At 68.3% G+C, this 19992-nt stretch carries 25 protein-coding genes; 20 read left to right on the top strand and 5 right to left on the bottom strand.

The annotated features are described in order from the left end of the window. Both VNJ48_RS11570 and VNJ48_RS11565 read left to right on the top strand, forming a co-directional pair. Positions 1–606: an allophanate hydrolase subunit 1 gene (locus tag VNJ48_RS11570; protein WP_325602207.1), complete on the top strand. Its 606-nt coding sequence runs from the start codon at positions 1–3 to the stop codon at positions 604–606. Next, the gene (locus tag VNJ48_RS11565; RefSeq protein ID WP_325602205.1) at positions 603–1496 is read left to right on the top strand and encodes a biotin-dependent carboxyltransferase family protein; all 894 of its coding nucleotides are present in this window, start codon (positions 603–605) and stop codon (positions 1494–1496) included. Before VNJ48_RS11570 ends, VNJ48_RS11565 begins: the two co-directional genes overlap by 4 nt. Here VNJ48_RS11565 and VNJ48_RS11560 read toward each other — a convergent pair. Continuing rightward, the gene (locus tag VNJ48_RS11560; protein ID WP_325602203.1) at positions 1442–2746 is read right to left on the bottom strand and encodes a DNA polymerase IV; all 1305 of its coding nucleotides are present in this window, start codon (positions 2744–2746) and stop codon (positions 1442–1444) included. The two genes, VNJ48_RS11565 and VNJ48_RS11560, sit on opposite strands and share 55 nt — an antisense overlap. A 140-nt stretch (positions 2747–2886) precedes the next feature. On the opposite strand from VNJ48_RS11560, the gene VNJ48_RS11555 reads away from it, so the two are divergent. Together VNJ48_RS11555 and VNJ48_RS11550 are read left to right on the top strand one after the other, a co-directional pair. Further along, on the top strand, positions 2887–3840 hold the full coding sequence (locus VNJ48_RS11555) for a DUF4192 domain-containing protein (protein WP_325602201.1): 954 nt from the start codon (positions 2887–2889) through the stop codon (positions 3838–3840). Positions 3841–3909: 69 nt separating this feature from the next. Next, positions 3910–5379, top strand: a complete 1470-nt coding sequence (locus tag VNJ48_RS11550) for a glutamate--cysteine ligase (RefSeq protein WP_325602199.1) — start codon at positions 3910–3912, stop codon at positions 5377–5379. Positions 5380–5381: 2 nt separating this feature from the next. Here the strand turns inward: VNJ48_RS11550 and VNJ48_RS11545 are convergent, their stop codons facing one another. After that, positions 5382–5816, bottom strand: coding sequence for a hypothetical protein (locus VNJ48_RS11545; RefSeq protein ID WP_325602197.1), 435 nt, complete (start codon positions 5814–5816; stop codon positions 5382–5384). Between the two features lie 133 nt (positions 5817–5949). Here VNJ48_RS11545 and VNJ48_RS11540 point away from each other — a divergent pair, with 133 nt between their 5' ends. Further along, positions 5950–6351 carry a universal stress protein gene (locus VNJ48_RS11540; protein WP_325602195.1) on the top strand — a complete coding sequence of 134 codons (402 nt, stop codon included), beginning with the start codon at positions 5950–5952 and terminating at the stop codon, positions 6349–6351. 97 nt (positions 6352–6448) lie between these two features. Continuing rightward, positions 6449–7045 (top strand): HhH-GPD-type base excision DNA repair protein, encoded by a 597-nt coding sequence (locus VNJ48_RS11535; RefSeq protein ID WP_325602193.1) that lies wholly within the window; start codon positions 6449–6451, stop codon positions 7043–7045. Positions 7046–7074: 29 nt separating this feature from the next. On the opposite strand, the gene VNJ48_RS11530 is transcribed toward VNJ48_RS11535, so the two are convergent. Further along, entirely contained in the window at positions 7075–8097 is a 1023-nt protein-coding gene (locus VNJ48_RS11530; RefSeq protein WP_325602191.1) for a TerC family protein, read from the bottom strand. Positions 8098–8389: 292 nt separating this feature from the next. On the opposite strand from VNJ48_RS11530, the gene VNJ48_RS11525 reads away from it, so the two are divergent. The 14 genes from VNJ48_RS11525 to VNJ48_RS11465 all read left to right on the top strand — a co-directional run bounded on the left by VNJ48_RS11525 (position 8390) and on the right by VNJ48_RS11465 (position 19426). Further along, entirely contained in the window at positions 8390–9910 is a 1521-nt protein-coding gene (locus VNJ48_RS11525; RefSeq protein ID WP_325602189.1) for an RNA polymerase sigma factor, read from the top strand. 115 nt (positions 9911–10025) lie between these two features. After that, positions 10026–10232, top strand: coding sequence for a hypothetical protein (locus tag VNJ48_RS11520; protein ID WP_325602187.1), 207 nt, complete (start codon positions 10026–10028; stop codon positions 10230–10232). A gap of 3 nt (positions 10233–10235) precedes the next feature. After that, entirely contained in the window at positions 10236–11159 is a 924-nt protein-coding gene (locus VNJ48_RS11515; protein ID WP_325602185.1) for a tyrosine-type recombinase/integrase, read from the top strand. Positions 11160–11480: 321 nt separating this feature from the next. Beyond that, positions 11481–11771 carry a hypothetical protein gene (locus VNJ48_RS11510; RefSeq protein ID WP_325602183.1) on the top strand — a complete coding sequence of 97 codons (291 nt, stop codon included), beginning with the start codon at positions 11481–11483 and terminating at the stop codon, positions 11769–11771. A gap of 119 nt (positions 11772–11890) precedes the next feature. Further along, positions 11891–12271, top strand: coding sequence for a DUF6011 domain-containing protein (locus tag VNJ48_RS22670; RefSeq protein WP_414689944.1), 381 nt, complete (start codon positions 11891–11893; stop codon positions 12269–12271). 221 nt (positions 12272–12492) lie between these two features. Continuing rightward, on the top strand, positions 12493–12720 hold the full coding sequence (locus tag VNJ48_RS11505; protein WP_325602181.1) for a hypothetical protein: 228 nt from the start codon (positions 12493–12495) through the stop codon (positions 12718–12720). After that, positions 12717–13265 carry a helix-turn-helix domain-containing protein gene (locus tag VNJ48_RS11500; RefSeq protein ID WP_325602180.1) on the top strand — a complete coding sequence of 183 codons (549 nt, stop codon included), beginning with the start codon at positions 12717–12719 and terminating at the stop codon, positions 13263–13265. Before VNJ48_RS11505 ends, VNJ48_RS11500 begins: the two co-directional genes overlap by 4 nt. After that, on the top strand, positions 13262–13504 hold the full coding sequence (locus VNJ48_RS11495) for a hypothetical protein (protein WP_325602178.1): 243 nt from the start codon (positions 13262–13264) through the stop codon (positions 13502–13504). Before VNJ48_RS11500 ends, VNJ48_RS11495 begins: the two co-directional genes overlap by 4 nt. Before the next feature lie 175 nt (positions 13505–13679). Further along, a complete protein-coding gene (locus tag VNJ48_RS11490; protein ID WP_325602176.1) occupies positions 13680–14498 on the top strand; it encodes a hypothetical protein in 819 nt (272 codons plus the stop codon). After that, positions 14495–14635, top strand: a complete 141-nt coding sequence (locus VNJ48_RS11485) for a hypothetical protein (RefSeq protein WP_325602174.1) — start codon at positions 14495–14497, stop codon at positions 14633–14635. Before VNJ48_RS11490 ends, VNJ48_RS11485 begins: the two co-directional genes overlap by 4 nt. A gap of 350 nt (positions 14636–14985) precedes the next feature. Beyond that, positions 14986–15270: a hypothetical protein gene (locus VNJ48_RS11480; protein WP_325602173.1), complete on the top strand. Its 285-nt coding sequence runs from the start codon at positions 14986–14988 to the stop codon at positions 15268–15270. A gap of 4 nt (positions 15271–15274) precedes the next feature. Then, on the top strand, positions 15275–15547 hold the full coding sequence (locus VNJ48_RS11475) for a hypothetical protein (protein WP_325602171.1): 273 nt from the start codon (positions 15275–15277) through the stop codon (positions 15545–15547). Continuing rightward, the gene (locus VNJ48_RS11470; RefSeq protein ID WP_325602169.1) at positions 15547–19020 is read left to right on the top strand and encodes a hypothetical protein; all 3474 of its coding nucleotides are present in this window, start codon (positions 15547–15549) and stop codon (positions 19018–19020) included. The genes VNJ48_RS11475 and VNJ48_RS11470 overlap by 1 nt, the downstream gene beginning before the upstream one ends. Before the next feature lie 46 nt (positions 19021–19066). After that, positions 19067–19426, top strand: a complete 360-nt coding sequence (locus tag VNJ48_RS11465) for a hypothetical protein (RefSeq protein ID WP_325602167.1) — start codon at positions 19067–19069, stop codon at positions 19424–19426. A gap of 59 nt (positions 19427–19485) precedes the next feature. Here the strand turns inward: VNJ48_RS11465 and VNJ48_RS11460 are convergent, their stop codons facing one another. After that, a complete protein-coding gene (locus VNJ48_RS11460; RefSeq protein ID WP_325602165.1) occupies positions 19486–19689 on the bottom strand; it encodes a hypothetical protein in 204 nt (67 codons plus the stop codon). 41 nt (positions 19690–19730) lie between these two features. After that, on the bottom strand, positions 19731–19992 hold a 262-nt coding region (locus VNJ48_RS11455; protein ID WP_325602163.1), incomplete at its 5' end, for a hypothetical protein.

The following is a 19992-nucleotide window of genomic DNA, read 5'->3' as shown; positions in this document are numbered from 1 at the left end:
ATGACGATCGAGCGGATCATCCCCGTCGGTGCCCACGCCCGGCTCGTCGAGGTCGCGGACACGCGCGCTGCGGTCTCCCTCGCCTTGTGGGCGCGGGAGCGCGGTGTCCAGGCGACCGAGATCGTCCCGGGCGCTGCGACGGTGCTGTTCGACGGCCTCACGGCGGTGACTGACCTCCCGGATGCCCTCGCCGGGTGGCGTCCGGACGCGCCACCAGCCCGGGGCCGCGTGGTGGTGGTCGCTGTTGCCTACGACGGTCCGGACCTGGCTGCAGTGGCCGACCTCTGGGGGGTGTCCTCCGCCGAGGTCGTCCGTCGGCACACGTCGGTCGAGTTCACCTCCGCGTTCTGCGGGTTCGCCCCGGGATTCGCCTACCTCGCGGGACTTCCGCCGGAGTGGGCGGTGCCGAGACTCGACCAGCCGCGGCCGCGGGTGGAGCCCGGCTCGGTGGGGCTGGCCGACGCCTGGTGCGGTGTCTATCCGACGGCCTCCCCGGGGGGCTGGCGGCTCCTGGGGCGGACCGAGGCGCCGCTGTGGGACCTCGCGCGCGACGAGCCCGCACTGCTCCCACCAGGCGCCCGGGTCCGCTTCGAGGCGCTCCCGTGAGCCTCGAGGTGCTCGACGCCGGCGCTTTGACCACGATCCAGGACCTGGGACGCTTCGGTCACGCCCACCTCGGGGTGCCGCGGGCCGGCGCGTTGGACGCTCCCGCCGCGGCGCTGGCCAACCGCCTCGTCGGCAACGGGCGTGCCGCTGCGGTGCTGGAGACGACCCTGTCCGGGCTGACGGTCCGGACGCACCGCGCGCGGACGATCGCCGTCACCGGCGCGACCTGCGAGGTCACCGTCGACGGCCGCGCCATGGCCCACTCCGAGCCGATCTCGGTGCGCGCGGGCGCGACGGTCGAGCTGGGCCACGCCAGCGCCGGGGTGCGGTCCTACCTCGCCGTGGCCGGTGGCATCGACGTACGCCCCGTGCTGGGCTCGCGGAGCACCGACACCCTCGCCTGGGTCGGTCCGGCCCGGGTGCAGGACGGGGTGTGGCTGCCGGTCGGCACGCCTGAGGGCGCGCCGGCGCCCTTGGACGTGGGGGTACGCCGAACAGCCGGCCGGCACCTGCGGATCGCGCCGGGCCCCCGGGCCGACTGGATCAACGACAGTGCCTGGCGCGACCTCGACCACGCGGCGTACACCGTGGGAGCCGACTCCAACCGCGTCGGCCTACGGCTGCAGGGACCGCCCCTCCATCGCGCGCGCACGGGGGAGCTGGCGAGCGAGGGGATCGTCCTGGGCGCCGTCCAGCTGCCGCCGTCGGGCCAGCTGGTGGTGTTCCTCCACGACCACCCCGTCACCGGGGGCTATCCGGTCATCGGTCTCGTCGATCCCGACGACCTCGCCATCTGCGCCCAGCTGCGCCCCGGCGAGCGCGTGGAGCTGCGGGTTCAGTCCTCGAGCGGTCGCGGGGCCGGCCCGAGCGCGGGATCGTCGACGGGGTAGGACCGCACCGGTCCCGGAGGGGTGTCGGCCGTCTCGAAGCGGACGGTGACGACACCCTTGCCCGAGCCCCACACCCATCCGGGGCCCATCTCGTCGTGGACCACGTCCATGCCAGGGACGTAGGCACGCTGCGAGGGCTCGGGGCTGGGCAGGTCGATCTCGGGCTCCTCCGGTTCGCTCTCTCCGAACAGGTCCTCCTGGATCCAGTCCGCGAGGCCGGACACGCCCACACCCAGAAGGCGGACCCCACCGGACGTGTCGAGATCGTCCAGCAGGCCGCGAGCGACGCGGGCGATGGTGGCCCCGCTGTCGGTGGGACTGGCCAGCGTGGAGGAGCGACTGAGCGTGGTGAAGTCGTGCAGGCGCACCTTGATGGACACGGTGCGCCCCGACAGGCCGTGCTTGCGGAGCCGTTCGCCGACGTGGGTGGCCTGGCGGGCGAGCAGGCCCGCCATCAGTCGGCGATCGGTGAGGTCCGTGTCGTAGGTCCCCTCCGAGCTCACCGACTTGGTCTCCCGGTCGGCCACGACCGGACGGTCGTCCTCGGCACGCGCAAGCCGGAAGAGCCCGTGGCCGTGCGCCTTGCCCAGCAGGCGGACGATCTCGTCCTCGCTGACCGCCTCGAGCTCGGCGATGGTGCGGATGCCGGCGCGCCGCAGCCGCTCGGCCGTTGCGGGGCCGACGCCGGGGATGACGGTCACCTGCATGGGGCGGAGCAGCTCGCTCTCGGTGCCGGGCGGCACGACCGTCAACCCGTCAGGCTTGTCGAGCTCACTGGCCACCTTGGCGATGAACTTCGACGACCCGATGCCGACGGTCCCGGTCAGGCCTCCGGTGACCTCGGCCACCCGCGCCCGGAGCTGCTCGCCGAACTCGACCACGGTGGCGACCTCGAGGTCGGGCAGGCCCGCCTGGGCGAGGTCGACGAACGCCTCGTCGAGCGAGAGCGGCTCGACGAGCGGAGAAGCTGCCTTGAGCACTGCCATCACCTGGCTGCTCGTCTCGCGGTAGGCGTGGAAGCGACCGGTGAGGAAGGCGGCGTGGGGGCAGCGGGCGCGTGCCTCGCGGGTCGACATGGCCGAGCGCACGCCGTACGTCCGGGCCTCGTACGACGCCGTCGCGACGACCCCCCGCCCGCCGACACCGCCGACGATCACGGGCTTGCCCCGCAGCGAGGGCTTGTCGCGCTGCTCCACGGCCGCGAAGAACGCGTCGAGGTCGAGGTGGAGAACTGACGCGGTGCTTCTCACGGGACACACCACGTCATGCACCCATTGTCGCAGTCCCCAAGACGTCCACAGGCTCCCACTCCGACGCCGTCGACCGTCCTCGTCCACAGGCTGCGCTCGGGCGGTGCTGCAGTGTCCGAGGACCCGGGCAGCGTGCAGACATGACCACTCCACACACACCACCCCACCTGATGAGAGCCACCTGTCCCGAAGACCTGCTGGCCTTCGTGCCCGTCGCGATCGGGTTCGCCCCGGCCGACTCCGTCGTCATGCTCACCGTCGAGGGCGCTCGACCCTTCCATGCCCGCATCGACCTCCCCGACGACGAGGACGACGTGGACGAGGTCGTCGAGGCGTTGCTGCGGCCGGCCCGTCATCACGGCATCGCCCGGGTCGTCTTCGTGGTCTACGACGACGACACGGCCATCGCCGACGAGACAGCCTGGTCCCTCCATGTCGCCTTCACCGCGGCCGGCATCGAGGTCTTCGAGGTGCTGCGCGTCCATGACGACCGTTACTTCGCCGTGCTGCCCGGCCGGGCGCCAGCGGCCTATCTCGGGGTGCCGTTCGAGCCACGCCACCATCCGTTCGCCGCGCACTCGATCTTCGGGGGCAGGGTCACCCATGACTCCCGCGAGGCGCTGGCGGCCACCCTGGTCAGTGACGAGGTCGGGGCCGCACGAGTGGCGTCAGCCCTCGAATGCTGCGCTGACCTCCTTCCCCGCCAGATCCGTCCGCTGGTCACCGAGCACGCCGGCGACCGGTCCACCACTCCACCCGAGGTCGTCGCGGCGCTCGCGCTGTCGATGCGCGACGGCTCACTGCGCGACGAGGCGTGGCGTTGGCTGACGCGTGCCACGGCCCCCTCGTACGTCGACTTCTGGACCGACGTCGTGCGGCGGTCGCCGGCGCCGCTGGTGCCCGGGCCGGCGTCCGTGCTGGCCTTCACCGCATGGCTGGCAGGCGAGGGGGCGCTCGCGTGGTGCGCCGTCGACCGTGCCCGGGCGGTCGAGCCCGAGCACTCGTTGGCCGGGCTGGTCGCGGACATGCTGATGTCCGCGACCGCGCCGGATGAATGGGACCTCCTGGGTGGCCCCTCCGTTGGGGTGGCCTGAGGGCGCCATCCGGGCATGTCGTGGACGTCCTCTTGCCATCGGGGCCCCGCTCGTCGCTACTGTCCCTTCATGGGCGAAGAAGTTGAGCAGCAGGAGTTCTCGCGCGCAGACCGCACCCGGCACCGAGAGAAGGTGCGCCGCAACCTCGACGTCTTCGCGCGGATGTTGCGCGAAGCCCGCTTCGACACCGACGACCCGATGACGGGTCTCGAGGTCGAGCTCAACCTCGTCGACGACAAGGGCGACCCTGCACTGAAGAATGCCGAGGTGCTCGAGGCGATCGCATCGCCGGACTTCCAGACCGAGCTGGGACAGTTCAACATCGAGATCAACGTCCCGCCCGCGACGTTGCGCGAGGGTGGGCTGACCATCTTCGAGGACTCCCTGCGCCGGTCCCTCAACGACGCCGAGTCCAAGGCCGCGGCGTCGGGGGCGCACCAAGTGATGATCGGCATCCTGCCGACGCTGGACGAGGGACACATGGGTGCCCACAGCCTCAGCGCCAACCCCCGCTACAAGCTGTTGAGCGAACAGATCCTCTCCGCGCGTGGGGAGGACATCACGATCAGCATCTCGGGGCGCGAGCGCCTCTCCACGACGGCCGACTCCATCGTGCCGGAGGCCGCCTGCACGAGCACCCAGTTCCACGTCCAGACCTCGCCTGACGAGTTCGCCGACTACTGGAACGCCTCGCAGGCGATCGCCGGGGTCCAGCTCGCAGTGGGAGCCAACTCTCCCTACCTCCTCGGCAAGGAGCTGTGGCGCGAGACCCGTATCCCGCTCTTCGAGCAGGCGACCGACACCCGCAGCGACGAGCTCAAGGTGCAGGGAGTCCGCCCCCGGGTGTGGTTCGGCGAGCGGTGGATCACCTCGGTCTTCGACCTGTTCGAGGAGAACGTCCGATACTTCCCGGCGCTGCTGCCGATCACCGACGACGAGGACCCGCTCCAGGTGCTCGAGTCCGGGGGCACGCCGACCCTCCCCGAGCTGCGCCTGCACAACGGCACGATCTATCGCTGGAACCGCCCGGTCTACGACATCGCCGACGGGGTGCCCCACCTGCGGGTGGAGAACAGGCTGCTCGCGGCCGGACCCACGGTCGCGGACACGATCGCCAACGCGGCGTTCTACTTCGGGCTGGTGCGCTTCCTCGCCGAGAGCGAACGCCCCCTGTGGTCGCAGATGTCCTTCTCGGCCGCAGAGGAGAACTTCCACGTCGCCGCTCAACAGGGCGTGGACGCCCAGATCTACTGGCCCGGCGTGGGCCAGGTGCGAGCCACGGAGCTCGTCCTGCGCCGGCTGCTGCCGATGGCAGCCGAAGGCCTGGACGCCTGGGGTGTCGAGCCAGAGGTCCGCGACCGGCTGCTCGGGATCATCGAGCAACGATGCCTGCTCGGCACCAACGGGGCCGAGTGGTTCGTGGGGCGCATGAGGCAGCGAGCCCGCGAGGACAGGTTCGACGCCCTGCGTGCGACGCTGCTCGAGTATCGCGAGCGGATGCACACCAACGAGCCGGCCCACACCTGGGATCGCGACTAGGACTAGGGCGCGGCCCCGGAACGCCGCCGCAGGCGCGTCCACTCGCGGCCGACCCCCGTGCGGGGGTCGCGCCAGCCGGCGCGGGTGACGATCACCAGCGGCACGTCGACGTCGGCCTCGGCACAGGCGGCGTACCACGCGGCCGACCACAGCACGTCCGCGTCGTGCAGGGCGAGCGCTCCCACGCGGGTCAACCAGGCCCACCGGTGGGGGCTCTGCGCGGCCGTGCGCTGCAGCAGGGCGGCCGCGATGTCGGTACGGAGCGCCTGGTCCAGTGCCTGTCCTGGCTGCACGACGTGGCACTCGTTGGACGCGTCGGGCACCCCGACATGAAGGGCGACCGGAGCTCGACCGCGGGGCGCGGACTCCTTGAAGGACAGCACCGCCGCACGGAATACCACGTGGTGCGTCCGGGTGATCGGCGCGGTCACGGGCATGCCCGTCAGCCTGCCCTGCCGGACCGGATCGTGCGCCCGGTCGTCCACAGTCTCCCGCTTGCCCGCCGCATTCGATACGGTGCCAGCGTGGCTGGGCGCAACGAAGCGCACCGGCACGTGAGAAGGAGGCACCATGGGCACCGTCGTCGTTGGATACGTCCCCAAGCCGGAGGGCGAGGCTGCTCTGGCAACCGCCATCTCTGAAGCCAAGCTGCGCGGCAGCAAGCTCGTGGTGGTCAACTCGCACCGCGGTGGCAGCGAGTTCGACCAGGACAAGGCGCGACTGGCCGAGAGTGAGATGGAGTCGGTGCGGAAGACCCTGGACGACTCGGGCGTGGACTACGACATCCGGCAGCTCGTGCGGGGCTTCGAGCCCGCCGAGGACCTGATCTCGTTGGCCGAGGCCAACTCGGCCGAGCTCCTCGTCATCGGACTGCGCCGCCGGTCGCCCGTCGGCAAGCTGATCCTGGGCTCCAACGCCCAGCGGATCCTGCTCGACGCCCACTGTCCGGTGCTGGCGGTCAAGGCCGACTGACCACTCCGTGGTCTGGACTGACTGACCACTCCGTGCTCTGGACTGACTGACCACTGGGTAATCGAGGCCGACTGAGCCCGTCGGGGAGGATGTGCCCATGGCCATCCACATCACGGGCGACGCTGCCGCCGACAAGATCCTCGACGAGTCGCCCTTCGCCCTGCTCGCCGGGATGATGCTCGACCAGCAGTATCCGATGGAGCACGCATTTCGGGGCCCGGCCAAGGTGACCGACCGCTTCGGCACCTTCGAGCCGGCGGCGATCGCCTCGGCCGACCCGGAGGAGTTCGCAGCGATGGCGGCGACGACGCCTGCCATCCACCGGTTCCCTGGCTCGATGTCGAGCAGGTTGCAGGAGCTGGCCCGGATCGTCGTCGACGACTACGACGGCGATGCCTCGAGGTTGTGGAACGAGGCGAGGGACGGCCAGGACCTGCTCAAGCGCATCATGGCCCTGCCTGGCTTCGGTAAGCAGAAGGCGCAGATCTTCGTCGCGTTGTTGGCCAAGCAGCGCGGCGTACGCCTCGAGGGCTGGGAGTCGGTCGTGGGGGACTACGCCCTCGACGGACACCGCTCCGTCGCGGACGTGGTCGACCCCGACTCGCTGCAGAAGGTCAGGGACTTCAAGAAGGCCAAGAAGGCGGCAGCCAAGGCCACCGACACCACTCCGGACACCGCGCCCGGCACCGCTTGAACGGTGCCGGGGCGGCGCGGGGCACGGCATCAGACGGACGACTCCTGTTGGTCGTTCTCGCGGGGCAGCTCGGGCGCCTCGGCATCGCCCTGGAGGGCCGACGTGCGCCGGGAGGCCAGCAGGCTGGTCGTCGTGGTGACCATCAGGATGGCCAGGATCACGCCGAGTGAGGCGAGGGTGGGCACGTTGGGCACCGAAGGCCACACCTCGTGGGCCCAGTGCAGGACCAGCTTGACCCCGATGAACCCGAGGATCGCTGCCAGCCCGTAGGAGAGGTGCACCAGCTTGTCGAGTGCGCCCTGGAGCACGAAGTACAGCGCCCGCAGCCCCAGCAGGGCGAAGGCATTGGTGGCGAAGACGAGGTAGGGGTCGCCGGTGATGCCGTAGACGGCAGGAACGGAGTCGACGGCGAAGACGAGGTCGGTGGCGAACACAGCGATCACGACTAGGGCGAGCGGGGTCAGCCAGCGACGACCTTCGCGCCGGACGACCATCTTGGTGCCGTCGTACTCGTCCGTCACGGGCATCACCCGGCGGACGAGGCGAACCACCCGCATCTGGTTGATGTCCACCTCGTGGTCGTTCCCTAAGATGGCATCGCGGAGCAGCTTGACCCCGGTGAGCAGCAGCACACCACCGAAGACGAGGAACACCCAGTCGAACCGCTCAAGAGCAACTGCCCCAAGAGCGATGAAGATCGAGCGGAGGACGAGGGCTCCCACGATCCCGTAGAGCAGCACTCGTTGCTGCAACACCTTGGGGACGGCGAACGCCGTCAGCAGCAACATGAAGACGAACAGGTTGTCGACGCTCAGCGTCTTCTCGACGAGGTAGCCGGTGTAGTACTCCAGTCCGCGCTGGGATCCGTGGACGTTCCACATGTAGAGCCCGAACGCGAGGGGGAGTGCAACGTAGAAGCTCGACCAGGCGACGGCCTCCCTCATCGACACTTCGTGGGGTTTGCGGGTGGCAAGGAAGTCGACGGCCAACAGGGCGACGACAGCGGCGATCGTGACCCACCACAGGGTCGGGGACGCGATGGAATCGAGCATGGAGGTTCTCCTCGGGATCTCAGGAACACAGAATCTGACCTGAGGTCTCCCTCGCCGGTGGTCTCATCGAGCCCCGGCGCCCACCCGAGGCGCGAGCTGCAGGCGCCGTACTGACCGGGTGTTCTTGGTGAGGTACTCCCCTCGCGGCAAACTGTACAGAGTCACTCGAGAATGAGGGTCTGGCGACGACACGAGGGCGCGGTGGCAGCGCTCGCGGGTGGCCGTGGCAGAATGACGGCGCGGCTCTTGACGTTAGAGGTCCTTGCTGCGCCCCGATGTCGTTTTACGAGAGGTGTTCGTGTCCCCGAACGCACGGAAGTTGCTCCCCGCAGAGGTGCTCGCGCACCCGTCCATCGTCGCCCTGATCGAGCGCGGCACCCCGATCGGCAGCGTTGCCCCTGAGGACGTCCGTCAGGCCAGTGACGACGCGGCGGTCGAGCCGCGTCACCTCAAGGCCCTGATGGTCCACCTCGGCAGCCTGGGTATCTCCGTCAACGTCGACGCGGCCAGCATGCGCGCGGTCGCGGCCACGACGAGCACGCGCAAGACCACGACGGCCGCCGCCAAGAAGGCGCCGGCCAAGAAGGCGGCGACCAAGACCGTCGAGCCCGCCGATGCTGCTGAGCCGGTCAAGAAGGCTGCGGCCAAGAAGGCCCCCGCGAAGAAGGCCCCGGCCAAGAAGACCGCCGCGAAGTCCGCAGCCGCACCCGTCGACGTCGCAGCCGACCTCGAGCCCGGTGCCGTGGGAGCAGACGGCAAGAAGATCCTGCCGGACATCCCCGATGAGGAGTTCGAGAAGGACGTCAAGGTCGACCCGACCATCAAGGAGGACGAGAAGCAGGCCTTCACCGTCTCCGCCTCCGACGACACCGACGAGCCCGAGCAGCAGGTCATGGTGGCCGGTGCCACCGCCGACCCGGTCAAGGACTACCTCAAGCAGATCGGCAAGGTGCCCCTCCTCAACGCCGAGATGGAGGTCGAGCTCGCCAAGCGGATCGAGGCCGGCCTCTTCTCCGAGGAGAAGCTCGGCAAGGGCGGCAAGATCAGCCCCAAGATGCTCGAAGAGCTCGAGTGGATCTCCCAGGACGGCCGTCGCGCCAAGAACCACCTCCTGGAGGCCAACCTGCGCCTCGTCGTCTCGCTCGCCAAGCGCTACACCGGCCGCGGCATGCTCTTCCTCGACCTGATCCAGGAGGGCAACCTCGGTCTGATCCGCGCGGTCGAGAAGTTCGACTACACCAAGGGCTACAAGTTCTCGACGTACGCCACGTGGTGGATCCGCCAGGCGATCACGCGCGCCATGGCCGACCAGGCCCGCACCATCCGCATCCCCGTGCACATGGTCGAGGTCATCAACAAGCTCGCACGCGTGCAGCGCCAGATGCTCCAGGACCTGGGCCGCGAGCCCACGCCTGAAGAGCTCGCCAAGGAACTCGACATGACCCCCGAGAAGGTCATCGAGGTCCAGAAGTACGGTCGCGAGCCCATCTCGCTGCACACGCCCCTGGGCGAGGACGGTGACTCGGAGTTCGGAGACCTGATCGAGGACTCCGAGGCGATCGTCCCGGCCGACGCAGTGAGCTTCACGCTGCTGCAGGAGCAGCTCCACGCCGTGCTCGACACGCTCTCCGAGCGGGAGGCCGGCGTGGTGAGCATGCGCTTCGGTCTGACCGACGGGCAGCCCAAGACCCTCGACGAGATCGGAAAGGTCTACGGCGTGACCCGCGAGCGGATCCGCCAGATCGAGTCGAAGACGATGAGCAAGCTGCGCCACCCCAGCCGTTCACAGGTGTTGCGCGACTACCTCGACTGAGGTTGACGCCCACCAAGTTGCTCCGGTGCAGGTCAGAGGCGCTTTTAGGGCCTTCGAGACGACACGCTAACCCAGCACAGCGCTCTTAGTCCAGATATTCGGCTATGCTTGTTGCATGTCGTATGAACTTGGACTGATCCTGATTGGCGTCCTCGTCGCTTTCGCAGCAGTCTTTCCCCGCAAGGGATTTTGGGGAAAGCCGCGCTGGACCGGTGGCGGTAAGCGAGAGGACCGTGAGTCGGGTAACGCCCGGGAGATGGCCACTTGGGGTTGGCTCGGCGTGGTTCTGGCTTTGCTGGGTCTAGTCCTCTACGCCGTGTGATCCATGGCGAACGATGTGCGAGTCGCTGACGTCCGCCTGCTCTCGCAGTCGTGGCAGCTCGCCCTGCGCGCCGAGCGCAAGAGCCCCCAGACCCTCAAGACCTACGGCGACGGGCTGAGGCTGTTCCTCGACTGGTGCGAGGCTGAGAGCGCCGAGCCGATGACGCGCGCGGCGCTGAACGGCTTCACTGCGGCGATGCTCGACAACGGCAACGCGGCCGCCACGGCCCGCGCACGACAACTCGCCGTGAAGCGCTTCGCGTCCTGGGCTGTCGTGGAAGGCGAGATCGACGCAGACCCCTTCCTGAGCGTGAAGCCGCCCAAGCTCGACCAGGTGGTGATCGAACCTCTGACCGAGACAGAGCTGCGAGCTCTCATCAAGGTGTGCCAACCGCCCAAGGGTGCTGAGCCGAAGGTGGCGCTGCGCTACCGCCGAGACGAAGCGATCGTGCGCCTCATGATCGATGCCGGCATCCGGGCCGGAGAGATGGTTTCGCTCGAGCTGGGGGACCTCGACCTGATCGCCGGCGAAGCGGTTGTGCGTCGGGGCAAGGGTGGCAAGGGGCGCAGGGTGCCGGTCGGGCCAGAAGCGGCACTAGCCCTCGACCGCTACCTACGTCTGAGGCGTGCCCACAGACTCGCTGACCGACCTGCACTATGGCTGGGGGACCGGGGGAAGGGATTCACCTACGACGCCCTGCACGCGACACTCAAGGAACGCGCGATCGCGGCAGGCATCGAGGGCTTCCACCCACACCGGATGAGACACACCTGGGCGCACCGCTGGCTATCCGCGGGCGGCTCCGAGTCAGGCGCGATGGCCGTAGGCGGCTGGACCCGACCCGACATGCTCATGCGCTACACGAAGGCTCAGGCGTCCGCTCGAGCCTCTGAGGAAGCCCGGACACTGAACCTGGGGGAGCTGTAAGCGTGCGCTGTGCCCACTTGCCCTACCACACCGGTGTAACTATGCTGGGCGTGACAAGAGAACACCGAGTTGCTCAGTGTCTCCCCGATGTACGGGAAGCCCGCGGCCCATAAAGAGGACCTGCCCCTGTGGCCGGCCCCGGAGTCCGGACTAGGGGAGTGCCCACCATGTGTGTGGGTCGCCAAAGAGGCCGCGCCGTCGATTGAGATGGCCGGGGTGGGTAGTCACTGAGAACTGACGGGAGTACCACCCCCCGCCGGGCCGACGAATCACAGATTGATTCGCCGCGCTCGGCGTTCGTGATTTCCGAAAGGGAACGCGATGCTCACCAACTCCGAACGCTCGCAGCTCGGCAAGCTCGCCGCGCACGAGTCCTGGGGCCGCTGCACTGACCGCGCCGGGCGCACTGCGAATGCCCGCGCGGCCCTCGATCAGAAGTTTCTCGACGAGGCGAGCGGAGACCCCGTTCGCGCTGCGAGTCTTCGCAAGGCTCACTTTGCTCGGCTGGCGCTCAAGAGTGCCGTAGCGCGCCGTAAGGCGCGCGACCTCACGGCCACTGCGGTCAAGGCAGAGTCCGAGTTGGCCTCCCTCGGAGATCCAGATGCTGCCTAATCAAGCGGGCCAGTGGCCCGCACACAGCCCTACCGCACCGGCCGGAAGCCGAGACAGTCAGTCAGGAGGCGTGTCCCCGAGAGTGGCCGCGCGGGAGTTCTCGCGCCTCTTCGCCGCCCATGGGATTACGACGCATCCCGCAGAGGTACGGCGCATCGCGGGCAAGTTCTGCGACGCCGGACATGACCTCTCGCGCGTCGAGGACTTCGTACTTGCTTACTCCGACCCGACCGGGGAGTCCGCATGGCGTCTTGCCGACCGAGACAAGGGACTCGGGGAGCGCTTGCGACGAGTCGAAGCCGCACGAACCGGCGGTGTCCATGCCTGACGAAATGCGAACGGCCCCCGGCGGTGAATCCGGAGGCCCTGTTGTCCGCGTGGCTGCTGACACTCACCATTCTAGCGCCTGCACCCGATGCGAGCGATGCAACGCGGCCCTGACTGCTGCGCGTTCTATCGAGCGCGGTCTAGGTCCTGTCTGCTGCAAGGCGGTGGCCTAGATGGGAAGCCGAGTCTTGACCGTCCTGCTCGGAGACAACTTCGCTGAGTTTTCGGGACACAGAAGCCGGCAGCTTTACGTCGACCTTCGACGCCGACCCCCGGTTTTCAACACACGGACAAAGCGTTGGACCTGCCAACTCAGCACCGCGGCCGACCTCTGCGCCCTGGCAGAGTCGCGGGGCTGGTCCGTGCTGGTCAGCGACTACGCGGAGGCTCCCAGGTGAGGCCCGAGAAGCTGGACCAACTCGCGCGCCGGCTGCTGGTTGACATCTTGCTCGAGGCCGATGAGCGCTACTGGCTCAAGCGCGCGGACGACTTCGATCGAGTCGGCACACTCGCCTGCCGTGAGATAGCACGAGCATGCCGCGCCAAGGCCGAGCTGTGCCGCCAAGACAACGGCGACGTGTGGGCTGGCTTGCTCGCCGTCGATCTCGGGGAGGTCGCATGACCAGGCGACGCACTCCCGACGACTGGCGCAGGGAGGTCTACCGCTCCACGACCCTCAGCGACCGGACGAAGGTGCTGCTGCTCTTCCTTGCCGACCACATGAGGGAAGACAGGAAGGTCAGCGTTCCCCGCGACCGGATCGCCAAGGCTCTGGGCCGCTCCGAGCGGCGCATCACCGAGCGCATCACCGAGGCGCATGACGCCGGCTGGCTGAGCACGGTCGTCCGTGGCCAGAAGGGTCTGACTGCCGTCTATCAGGGCCTTTTTCCAGACGTGGTCAGCGGGACGGATGCCCGCCCCCTGAACCGCAGGGTGAGCCAGTTCAGCGGGACGCCTACTAGCCCCCTGAACGATGCTGAAACCCGCCCCCTGAACGGGCCAAAACAGGCGTTCAGCGGGACACACGGGGGTCCCACCAATAGAAGAGCGGACCTGTCGGTTCGTGGTGCGGACCGTGACGAAGAGCGCAGCGAGGAACAGGTGCCACGTGAGGCCGTGGTCGACCACCGGGGCCGTGCCACCCACGACCGAGAGGAAAGCGCATGACCGCGACCGTGCTCGACCTCATCAGCGCTCGTGAACGTAGGGGACGAAACCCCCTGCACTTCGAGGACGACGTCGACGCGATCACGTGGGTCCAGGGCCAGATTGCTGAGGTCCGCGACCAGTCCGCGGGCGTGCTCCTCATCCCCACGGCGGCGCTCGACGTCCGACTCGCCCAGGTGTCGGCCGTCCTCGCTGCGATCGGCGACCTCTACCAGCGCGACGAGAAGGGCACGCAATGAGCTTCCTGTCATCCATCCCCACCGAACCCAAGCGCACCGACCGCAAGCCCTGCCCGGCGTGCGAAGGCACCGCGTCCGGCTGTCGCTCCGTCGAGTGGCTCCGTGGCCGGCGCTGCTGCGAGACGTGCACCGGCAACCACGACCAGATCACCACCCCAACCCAAGGAGACCGACCATGACCGACACCCTGCGCCAGTGGGCGCCCATGTTCAACGACTGCGCCGAGAACGTGCACGACCTGCCCGCTGACGTGCTCAAGGCACACAAGGCGGTCATCCGGCTCGACGAGAAGTTGGCTGCCATCGCCGCAGACCGACCCGACCCCAACGCGGCCACCCGCGAGGTAGTCGCCGCTACCAAGGCAGCCGCGCTGGCAGGCAAGGCGTGGCCCGAGGTCTCAGCGATTCGTGTCGCAGCCGATGCGGTCGCCGACTACGACGCGCGCCGCCAGACGATCGAGCGCGCCCGCGAGGAGATGGCCGGCGAGGTGCATGACCTGATCATCACCGGAGTGGACGTCATCTTCTCCGAGTACCTGCGACCCGTGCACGACCGCCTCGCAGCCACCTTCACAGCCGCGGCGAAGGTGATCCCCGAGGCGCCCACGACCGACATGCTGATGCGGGCCGACGACAAGGTGCGCACCGCCTGGCTGTCCCTCGATGACAGCGTGAGCGCGTACACCCGCATCCGAAACACCGCCGAGCGGCTCAACCGTCTCAACCCGGTGCAGAACGACACGTCCGGTGAGTTCGCGATGATGCGCAACACCGTCGATGTCTGGCCAGACTGGCAGGTCGGCCGTACCGCGCCGTGGGCCTCGACCGACCCGCGCCTGACGTATCTGTGGCTGATCCGCCACGGTGCCGAGCTGTGGTTGCCGACCAGCGCCGAGCGTGACGCGGCGTGGTGGGCCAAGCACGGCGAGGCCGTCGAGCGTCACCGCACCAACCGTCAGCAGTCTCAGGCTCTCGCGGCGGTGATGGGCGGATGAGCGAGGAGCGGGCCACTGACATGAACGCTCGCCTACGGCTGCGCAGCACCACCACCCCGGCAGACCTGATCGCTCGCCTGTTCGGCACGCCTGAGGCCGCCCCCGAGGGGGACGACGACGGGGGCGCAGCCGCATGAACACGGGCTCAGGGCGTGAACGTCACGCGGGCGCCCAACGCGACCGTGAGCGAAGCCGGCGAGGGTCGAGTGACCTCCTATCCCCGCCGACCCGGCTGCGCCCTGAGCCCGCCTCGGACTCGGACTCCCCGACCTGGGGCATGACCCACAAGCGCGCTGCCAGCAGAGGACCGCATAGGCAGTGGGGGTGATCCCCGAACAGACGTTCGAAGAGTACCGCGGGAGAGGTGCCTCGCAGTTCGGAGGGCTCAAAACTTCCTGGGGAGACGCCCGTGAGAGCGCCTGAGGGCCTTGGGGCCGGGGGTAAGGCACTTTGGCGTGCCGTCTCCGAGACTCACGAGCTCGACCCGATGCAGCTAGTCACGCTCACCGAGGTGTGCCGCGCCAAGGATCGTCTTGACCGCCTCGACGCGATGACCCGTAGCGGCTCCGATGAGTGGGCGAGCCTGCCCGGAGTTGTGCTGACCCTCGACCCCGAGGCGCGAGTGAACTCAACCGCCGACCTCTTGAAGCAACTGCTGGCTTCGCTGCGATTGCCAGACAAGTACGGACGACGCCCGCAGCGCCGCGGCACCCCGCGAGGCGTCTATCGCCTGAACTCTTCGACGCGCAACCCCTACCCACGAAGGAAGTGACCTCATGACAGACCCATCCGCGGTCCCTGGCTACGAGCATGACGAACCCCTGACCGGCCTCGATACGCACCTCGACGACCTTGTGAGGGCTCTGGGGCGCTTCCCCAACCTCCCCGGCCTCATCGCCGTTCTGACCGCCTACGACGCGGTGCTCGGCGGCCTGACACCGAGCGACCCTGCCGTGGTCGATGCCGTCGCCGCTGCGGACGTCTGGCGAGCCCTGGCTGACGTCGCAACCGACGTCAGCACCCTGCGGAACATGAAGGAGAACAGCTGATGGCCGTTCGTAGAGAGAGTGTCCGTCTCGGCCTCGAGGATCACTTGAGTCCGGGCATCCTCAAGGCTGCCGCGACGGTCGCCCTGCTCAACCGCGAGTTGGGCACGCTCTCCAGGCAGGAGGTCGCCGCCTCCCGCTCCTCGCAGGCGTTCGTGCGTGATGTGCAGGCCATGGGGCGTGCCGCGAATGGCACGGAGTCGCAGATCGACCGCCTGTCTGGTCGCCTTCGGCTGCTCGGCGAGGCGGCGGCGATCTTTGGGCCCGCCGCAGGTCCGTTGGGGGGCGTCGCCGCGGTCGGTCTCACGGACCTGTCGGCACAGCTTGGCTTCGCCGCGGTGGGTGCCGGCGTGCTCATGGGTTCGATGCGGGGACTCGGGACGGCCATCTCTGCGATGAACAAAGCAGACCTGGAGCCGACCACCGAGAACATCGCGAAGGCCAAGGATGCCCTGAATGCGCTCGCGCCGGCCGCTCGCGAGTTCGCCGAGGAGGTCCGCGGGCTGGCTCCGACCCTCAAGGCGGTTCGCGACATCGGCGCCGAGTCCCTCGTGCCTGGCCTCACCGCGTCGTTGGATGACCTCGAGCGGCTTGGACCGAAAGTCGCCACCATCTTCGACACCGTCGGCGGCGCGCTCGGATCCATCGCGTCCGACGGCGCTGCGTCGCTCGCGTCTGACCGGTGGGCCATCTTCTTCGAGTTCATCGCCCGAGAGGCCCCCGCCGCCCTCACCGAGCTGGCTTCCACGATCGGTTCCATCACGCACGGCATGGGCGAGATGTGGATGGCCTTCCAGCCGCTCAACGACGGGTTCTCGTCGTGGTTGATGGACGCAGCTGCCGACTTCGACGACTTCGCGTCCGGACTCTCCGAGACCCAGGGCTTCGAGGAGTTCGTCGAGTACATCCAGACCAACGGCCCACAGGTCGCTGACACCCTGGGCGCCATCGGCAATGCTGCGCTGCAGATCGTCCAGGCCGCTGCCCCTCTCGGTGGGCCGGCCCTCAAGGCGCTGGAGTCGGTAGCCGACGTGGTCGCCTCTATCGCGGATTCGGACCTGGGCGGGCCGATCCTGGCCGGCGTCGCGGCGCTGTCGCTGCTCAACCGCACACTGGCAGTGACCGCAGCCCTGTCGAAGACGTCCATGACGACCGGGATGTTCGCCGGCGTCGGCACGCTCCAAAAGGGCATGAAGTCCGGGGCGGGCTCGATCCGGTCCGACTTCGCCGCCATGTCGGACTCGATGGTCGTCTTCGGCTCGAACGCCGAGAAGGCCGGAGCCGCGACTGAGCGGATGAAGGGCAGGCTCGCGGGACTCGGCCAGGGCGCTGCCATGATCGGCGGACTCGCAGTCGCTTCTACGGGGGCCGCAGACGGGATGGGCCTGACAAACACGGCATCCCTGGCGTTGATGGGCACCATGATCGGCCCATGGGGAACTGCCATCGGCGCGGGAGCCGGTCTACTGCTCGACTGGAAGGCCGCCAACGAAGCCGCGGCCCAGTCGACCCGCGACTTCGGCCTGGCATTGCAATCCCTGACCATCGAAGAGCTTGACGCCGGACTGGAGGAAGCCCGACGGATCCAGGGCGAGCTCGCCGGCGGCCCCGGGGAAGAATTGCTCCAGGAGCGCATCACTCAAATTGAGGCGCAGCGCGAGGCGACCGCCGAGCTCAACGAAGCAGAGGCGGCCCGTGCTGCCGACGCGAAGACGGCCGCAGCGATCTACGCGCGCAGCGTCGGCGTGAACGTCGACATGGGCAAGTCCGCCCTGGCGACCGTCAAGGAGATCGAGGCGCAGGCCAAGGCGATGATCGAGTCGCGCGAGGCAGCGCAGGCGCTCGCGCAGACCTTCGGCGGGCTCGGCTCGTCCCTGAACGACTCGAAGGCGTCGTTCGCCGATTGGTTGGCCGACATGCGGGCCGGCACCCGCGCGCTGAACAACTTCAACGACAACACCCTCGCCGCCGCGAAGAAGGGCCTTGACGGAGGGCTCATCAAGTCCTTGCGCAACGCCGGCAAGGAGGGCGCCCTCCGGATGGAGCAGCTCGCCAACGGCACGAGAGCCGGCGTAAACAAGGCCAACGACGCTTACCGCGACCTGCAGCGCGAGACCGAGCGCACCAGGGAGATCACCGAGCGACTGTCGGGCATGGTGGTCGACATCCGCACTGAGAAGGCTCGCGCGTCGATCGCATCGCTTGAGGCGCAGCTCAACGCCATCAGTGACGAGGACGTGTACATCAACGTCCGGCACAACCCGATTGGCTCGCCCCCCACAGGCTTCGGCCCCCAGAGCGACTTCGCGACCGGCGGCTACACCGGCAACGGCGGCAAGTACGAGCCCGCTGGCGTAGTCCACCGCGGCGAGGTCGTGATCCCACAGGAGGATGTCCGGCGCGATTGGGACTTCCTCTCGTCGCGCTACAGCCACCTTCCCGGCTTCGCTGGTGGGGGCAAGGTTGGCGACAAGAACGACAAGGCCAAGGAGCGCGCCGAGAAGGCCAAGGAGAAGGCTGAGGAGGCTCGCGAGCGCGCTGAGGAGCGCCGCCAGCGTGCGGAGGAGAAGCGCCAGCGGCAGCTGGACAAGCAGCGGACCAAGGATCTCCTGAAAAGCGACCTCGGCGACGACCGCGAACAGGCTCGCCTGGAGCTGGACGACGCTCGGCGCCGGTTGAAGTCGGCGAAGAAGGCCGACCGCCCCAAGGTAGAGCTGCTGGACGCTCGTCTCGCGGTGAAGACCGAGCGGAGCGACCTGCGCGAGATGCGCAAGGAGCTTCGCGCCGAAAAGGCCGCGGAGACATTGCAGAAGGCCGCCGACGTGGCCATGCTCGCGGCCCAGGACCAGCTCAAGGCCGGTGAGGATTCGCTCTCGGCGGCCGAGGACATGCTCAAGGGAACGCAGCAACTCCGTGACGGCCTGTTCGAGTCGGTCTCCGGTCAGTTCTCGGGCTCGCTCACGGGTGGTGGTCTGGCTGGGCTCATGCGAACTCTCGGCAACGATGCCAACGCCGGGTCTTCGATGGACAGCACCCTGCGGGCTCTGGTCGGCGCAGGTCTCGACACGACAGGCGCCGCCGCTGGCTTGTTCCAGGAACTCGCCGCGTCCAACGACCTGAAGACCACCAACGAGCTGCTGGCCGGCGGTCCAGCCGCTATCGAAGCTGCCGAGCAGGCCTACGCGCAGCGCAGCCAGATCAACACCGCGCGCGGGAACTTCGCTGCCGATGCATCCTTCGCCGAGTCGATCGCCATGCAGTCGCGGATGGTCGACATCGCTGAGGCGCAGGTGGCCCGACAGGAAGTCACCATCGCTGTGCTCGAGGCGAAGTTCGAAGAGGCGATCGCGGTCGCACGGGACACGGGCAACCGCGTCTCAGCGGTCGCCGGTCAGTTCGCGCAGGCACTTGACGGCGTAGCGGCTGACGCCGGCCGAGGTAGCAACCACTCACAGGCCGGCAGGTGGAGGGGATGAGCGACGCTCGTCGATAGTTCCACTTCCGCGTGCGATGGTGTCTCGCATGAGCGATCAGGAAGACAGGGATCTGCAGGGCATCCTCGATGACGTCACCTTCGAGGTGCAGACTCGGGGCGCTCGGTTCGAGCGGATAGGCACCACGGAGCCGGACGACCCATCGCACGTGGAAATACTCAAGATGCCCAGCGAGCCGAGCGGCGACCCTGTGTTGGACACACTGGGCCGCCTAGCGGACACGCTGGGCCAGCAGATCGTAATGACTTCGCGCATCAGCATGGAGATCGCAAAGTCGCTCGGTTTCGATGTCGGGACCTTGCAAGCGGTGGTCACCAGGCTCGTGGAGCAAGACCAGGAGATCGAGGCGCTACAGCAAGCCGTTGACGACCTGCGCCGGCGTCTATGACGGCCAGCACCTAAGACGCAGAACCTCCCACGGTCTCGGGTCCGTGGGAGGTTCTGCGTCTACGCGTCGGGCAGCCCTCGAAGCCACGCCTCAAGGGCGGCGTAGGTGTAGAGCTCCTTGCCTCCCGGGCGCGTCTCATCCTGCGTGAGTCGCTTGGCCTTGAGTGCGCCAGAGCTCTTCGCCTTGGCGATCGTGTCGACGGAGACGCCGCACATCTCGGCGGCCTCTTTTCGGGTGTAGGCCAGACGCGGAAGGTCTCTCATGCACCAATTCTCTCCATCCATCGAGGAGTGCCGTCTGGCACTCAGACCCGCTCCGCCGTCTCGACAAGGAACTCGAGCGCCACGATGAGATCCTGCGCATCCTGGACCGAGAGCGAGAGGCGCTTCTCGAACTTGAGGTTGTTGTACTGGGGCCAGTGGCGTAGGTAGACGTCGATCACGGGCTCCCCCTGCCCGCGCTGCTTCAAGTGAGGCTCGATCGTCGCTGCGCGGATGTCCCTGTCTCCCGTCGAGGAGTTGCCCGAACAGTGGCCGGCATATCTGGAGGCGAACACGGTCGGGACC

The sequence above is a fragment of the Nocardioides sp. genome, assembly GCF_035576065.1.
In the GTDB taxonomy this organism is placed as follows: domain Bacteria; phylum Actinomycetota; class Actinomycetes; order Propionibacteriales; family Nocardioidaceae; genus Nocardioides.
Note: the sequence above shows the minus strand (reverse complement) of the source record. Positions and strands in the feature narration are given on the sequence as shown.

What these genes read in the sequence shown, in the direction of transcription:
- VNJ48_RS11515 (WP_325602185.1), top strand. Translation starts at nt 10,236, where the DNA reads ATGGCGAACGATGTGCGAGTCGCTGACGTCCGCCTGCTCTCGCAGTCG.
- VNJ48_RS11550 (WP_325602199.1), top strand. Translation starts at nt 3,910, where the DNA reads ATGGGCGAAGAAGTTGAGCAGCAGGAGTTCTCGCGCGCAGACCGCACC.
- VNJ48_RS22670 (WP_414689944.1), top strand. Translation starts at nt 11,891, where the DNA reads ATGGGATTACGACGCATCCCGCAGAGGTACGGCGCATCGCGGGCAAGT.
- VNJ48_RS11555 (WP_325602201.1), top strand. Translation starts at nt 2,887, where the DNA reads ATGACCACTCCACACACACCACCCCACCTGATGAGAGCCACCTGTCCC.
- VNJ48_RS11460 (WP_325602165.1), bottom strand. Translation starts at nt 19,689, where the DNA reads ATGAGAGACCTTCCGCGTCTGGCCTACACCCGAAAAGAGGCCGCCGAG.
- VNJ48_RS11540 (WP_325602195.1), top strand. Translation starts at nt 5,950, where the DNA reads ATGGGCACCGTCGTCGTTGGATACGTCCCCAAGCCGGAGGGCGAGGCT.
- VNJ48_RS11520 (WP_325602187.1), top strand. Translation starts at nt 10,026, where the DNA reads ATGTCGTATGAACTTGGACTGATCCTGATTGGCGTCCTCGTCGCTTTC.
- VNJ48_RS11470 (WP_325602169.1), top strand. Translation starts at nt 15,547, where the DNA reads ATGGCCGTTCGTAGAGAGAGTGTCCGTCTCGGCCTCGAGGATCACTTG.
- VNJ48_RS11475 (WP_325602171.1), top strand. Translation starts at nt 15,275, where the DNA reads ATGACAGACCCATCCGCGGTCCCTGGCTACGAGCATGACGAACCCCTG.
- VNJ48_RS11535 (WP_325602193.1), top strand. Translation starts at nt 6,449, where the DNA reads ATGGCCATCCACATCACGGGCGACGCTGCCGCCGACAAGATCCTCGAC.
- VNJ48_RS11490 (WP_325602176.1), top strand. Translation starts at nt 13,680, where the DNA reads ATGACCGACACCCTGCGCCAGTGGGCGCCCATGTTCAACGACTGCGCC.
- VNJ48_RS11545 (WP_325602197.1), bottom strand. Translation starts at nt 5,816, where the DNA reads ATGCCCGTGACCGCGCCGATCACCCGGACGCACCACGTGGTATTCCGT.
- VNJ48_RS11465 (WP_325602167.1), top strand. Translation starts at nt 19,067, where the DNA reads ATGAGCGATCAGGAAGACAGGGATCTGCAGGGCATCCTCGATGACGTC.
- VNJ48_RS11495 (WP_325602178.1), top strand. Translation starts at nt 13,262, where the DNA reads ATGACCGCGACCGTGCTCGACCTCATCAGCGCTCGTGAACGTAGGGGA.
- VNJ48_RS11480 (WP_325602173.1), top strand. Translation starts at nt 14,986, where the DNA reads ATGCAGCTAGTCACGCTCACCGAGGTGTGCCGCGCCAAGGATCGTCTT.
- VNJ48_RS11570 (WP_325602207.1), top strand. Translation starts at nt 1, where the DNA reads ATGACGATCGAGCGGATCATCCCCGTCGGTGCCCACGCCCGGCTCGTC.
- VNJ48_RS11510 (WP_325602183.1), top strand. Translation starts at nt 11,481, where the DNA reads ATGCTCACCAACTCCGAACGCTCGCAGCTCGGCAAGCTCGCCGCGCAC.
- VNJ48_RS11500 (WP_325602180.1), top strand. Translation starts at nt 12,717, where the DNA reads ATGACCAGGCGACGCACTCCCGACGACTGGCGCAGGGAGGTCTACCGC.
- VNJ48_RS11530 (WP_325602191.1), bottom strand. Translation starts at nt 8,097, where the DNA reads ATGCTCGATTCCATCGCGTCCCCGACCCTGTGGTGGGTCACGATCGCC.
- VNJ48_RS11485 (WP_325602174.1), top strand. Translation starts at nt 14,495, where the DNA reads ATGAGCGAGGAGCGGGCCACTGACATGAACGCTCGCCTACGGCTGCGC.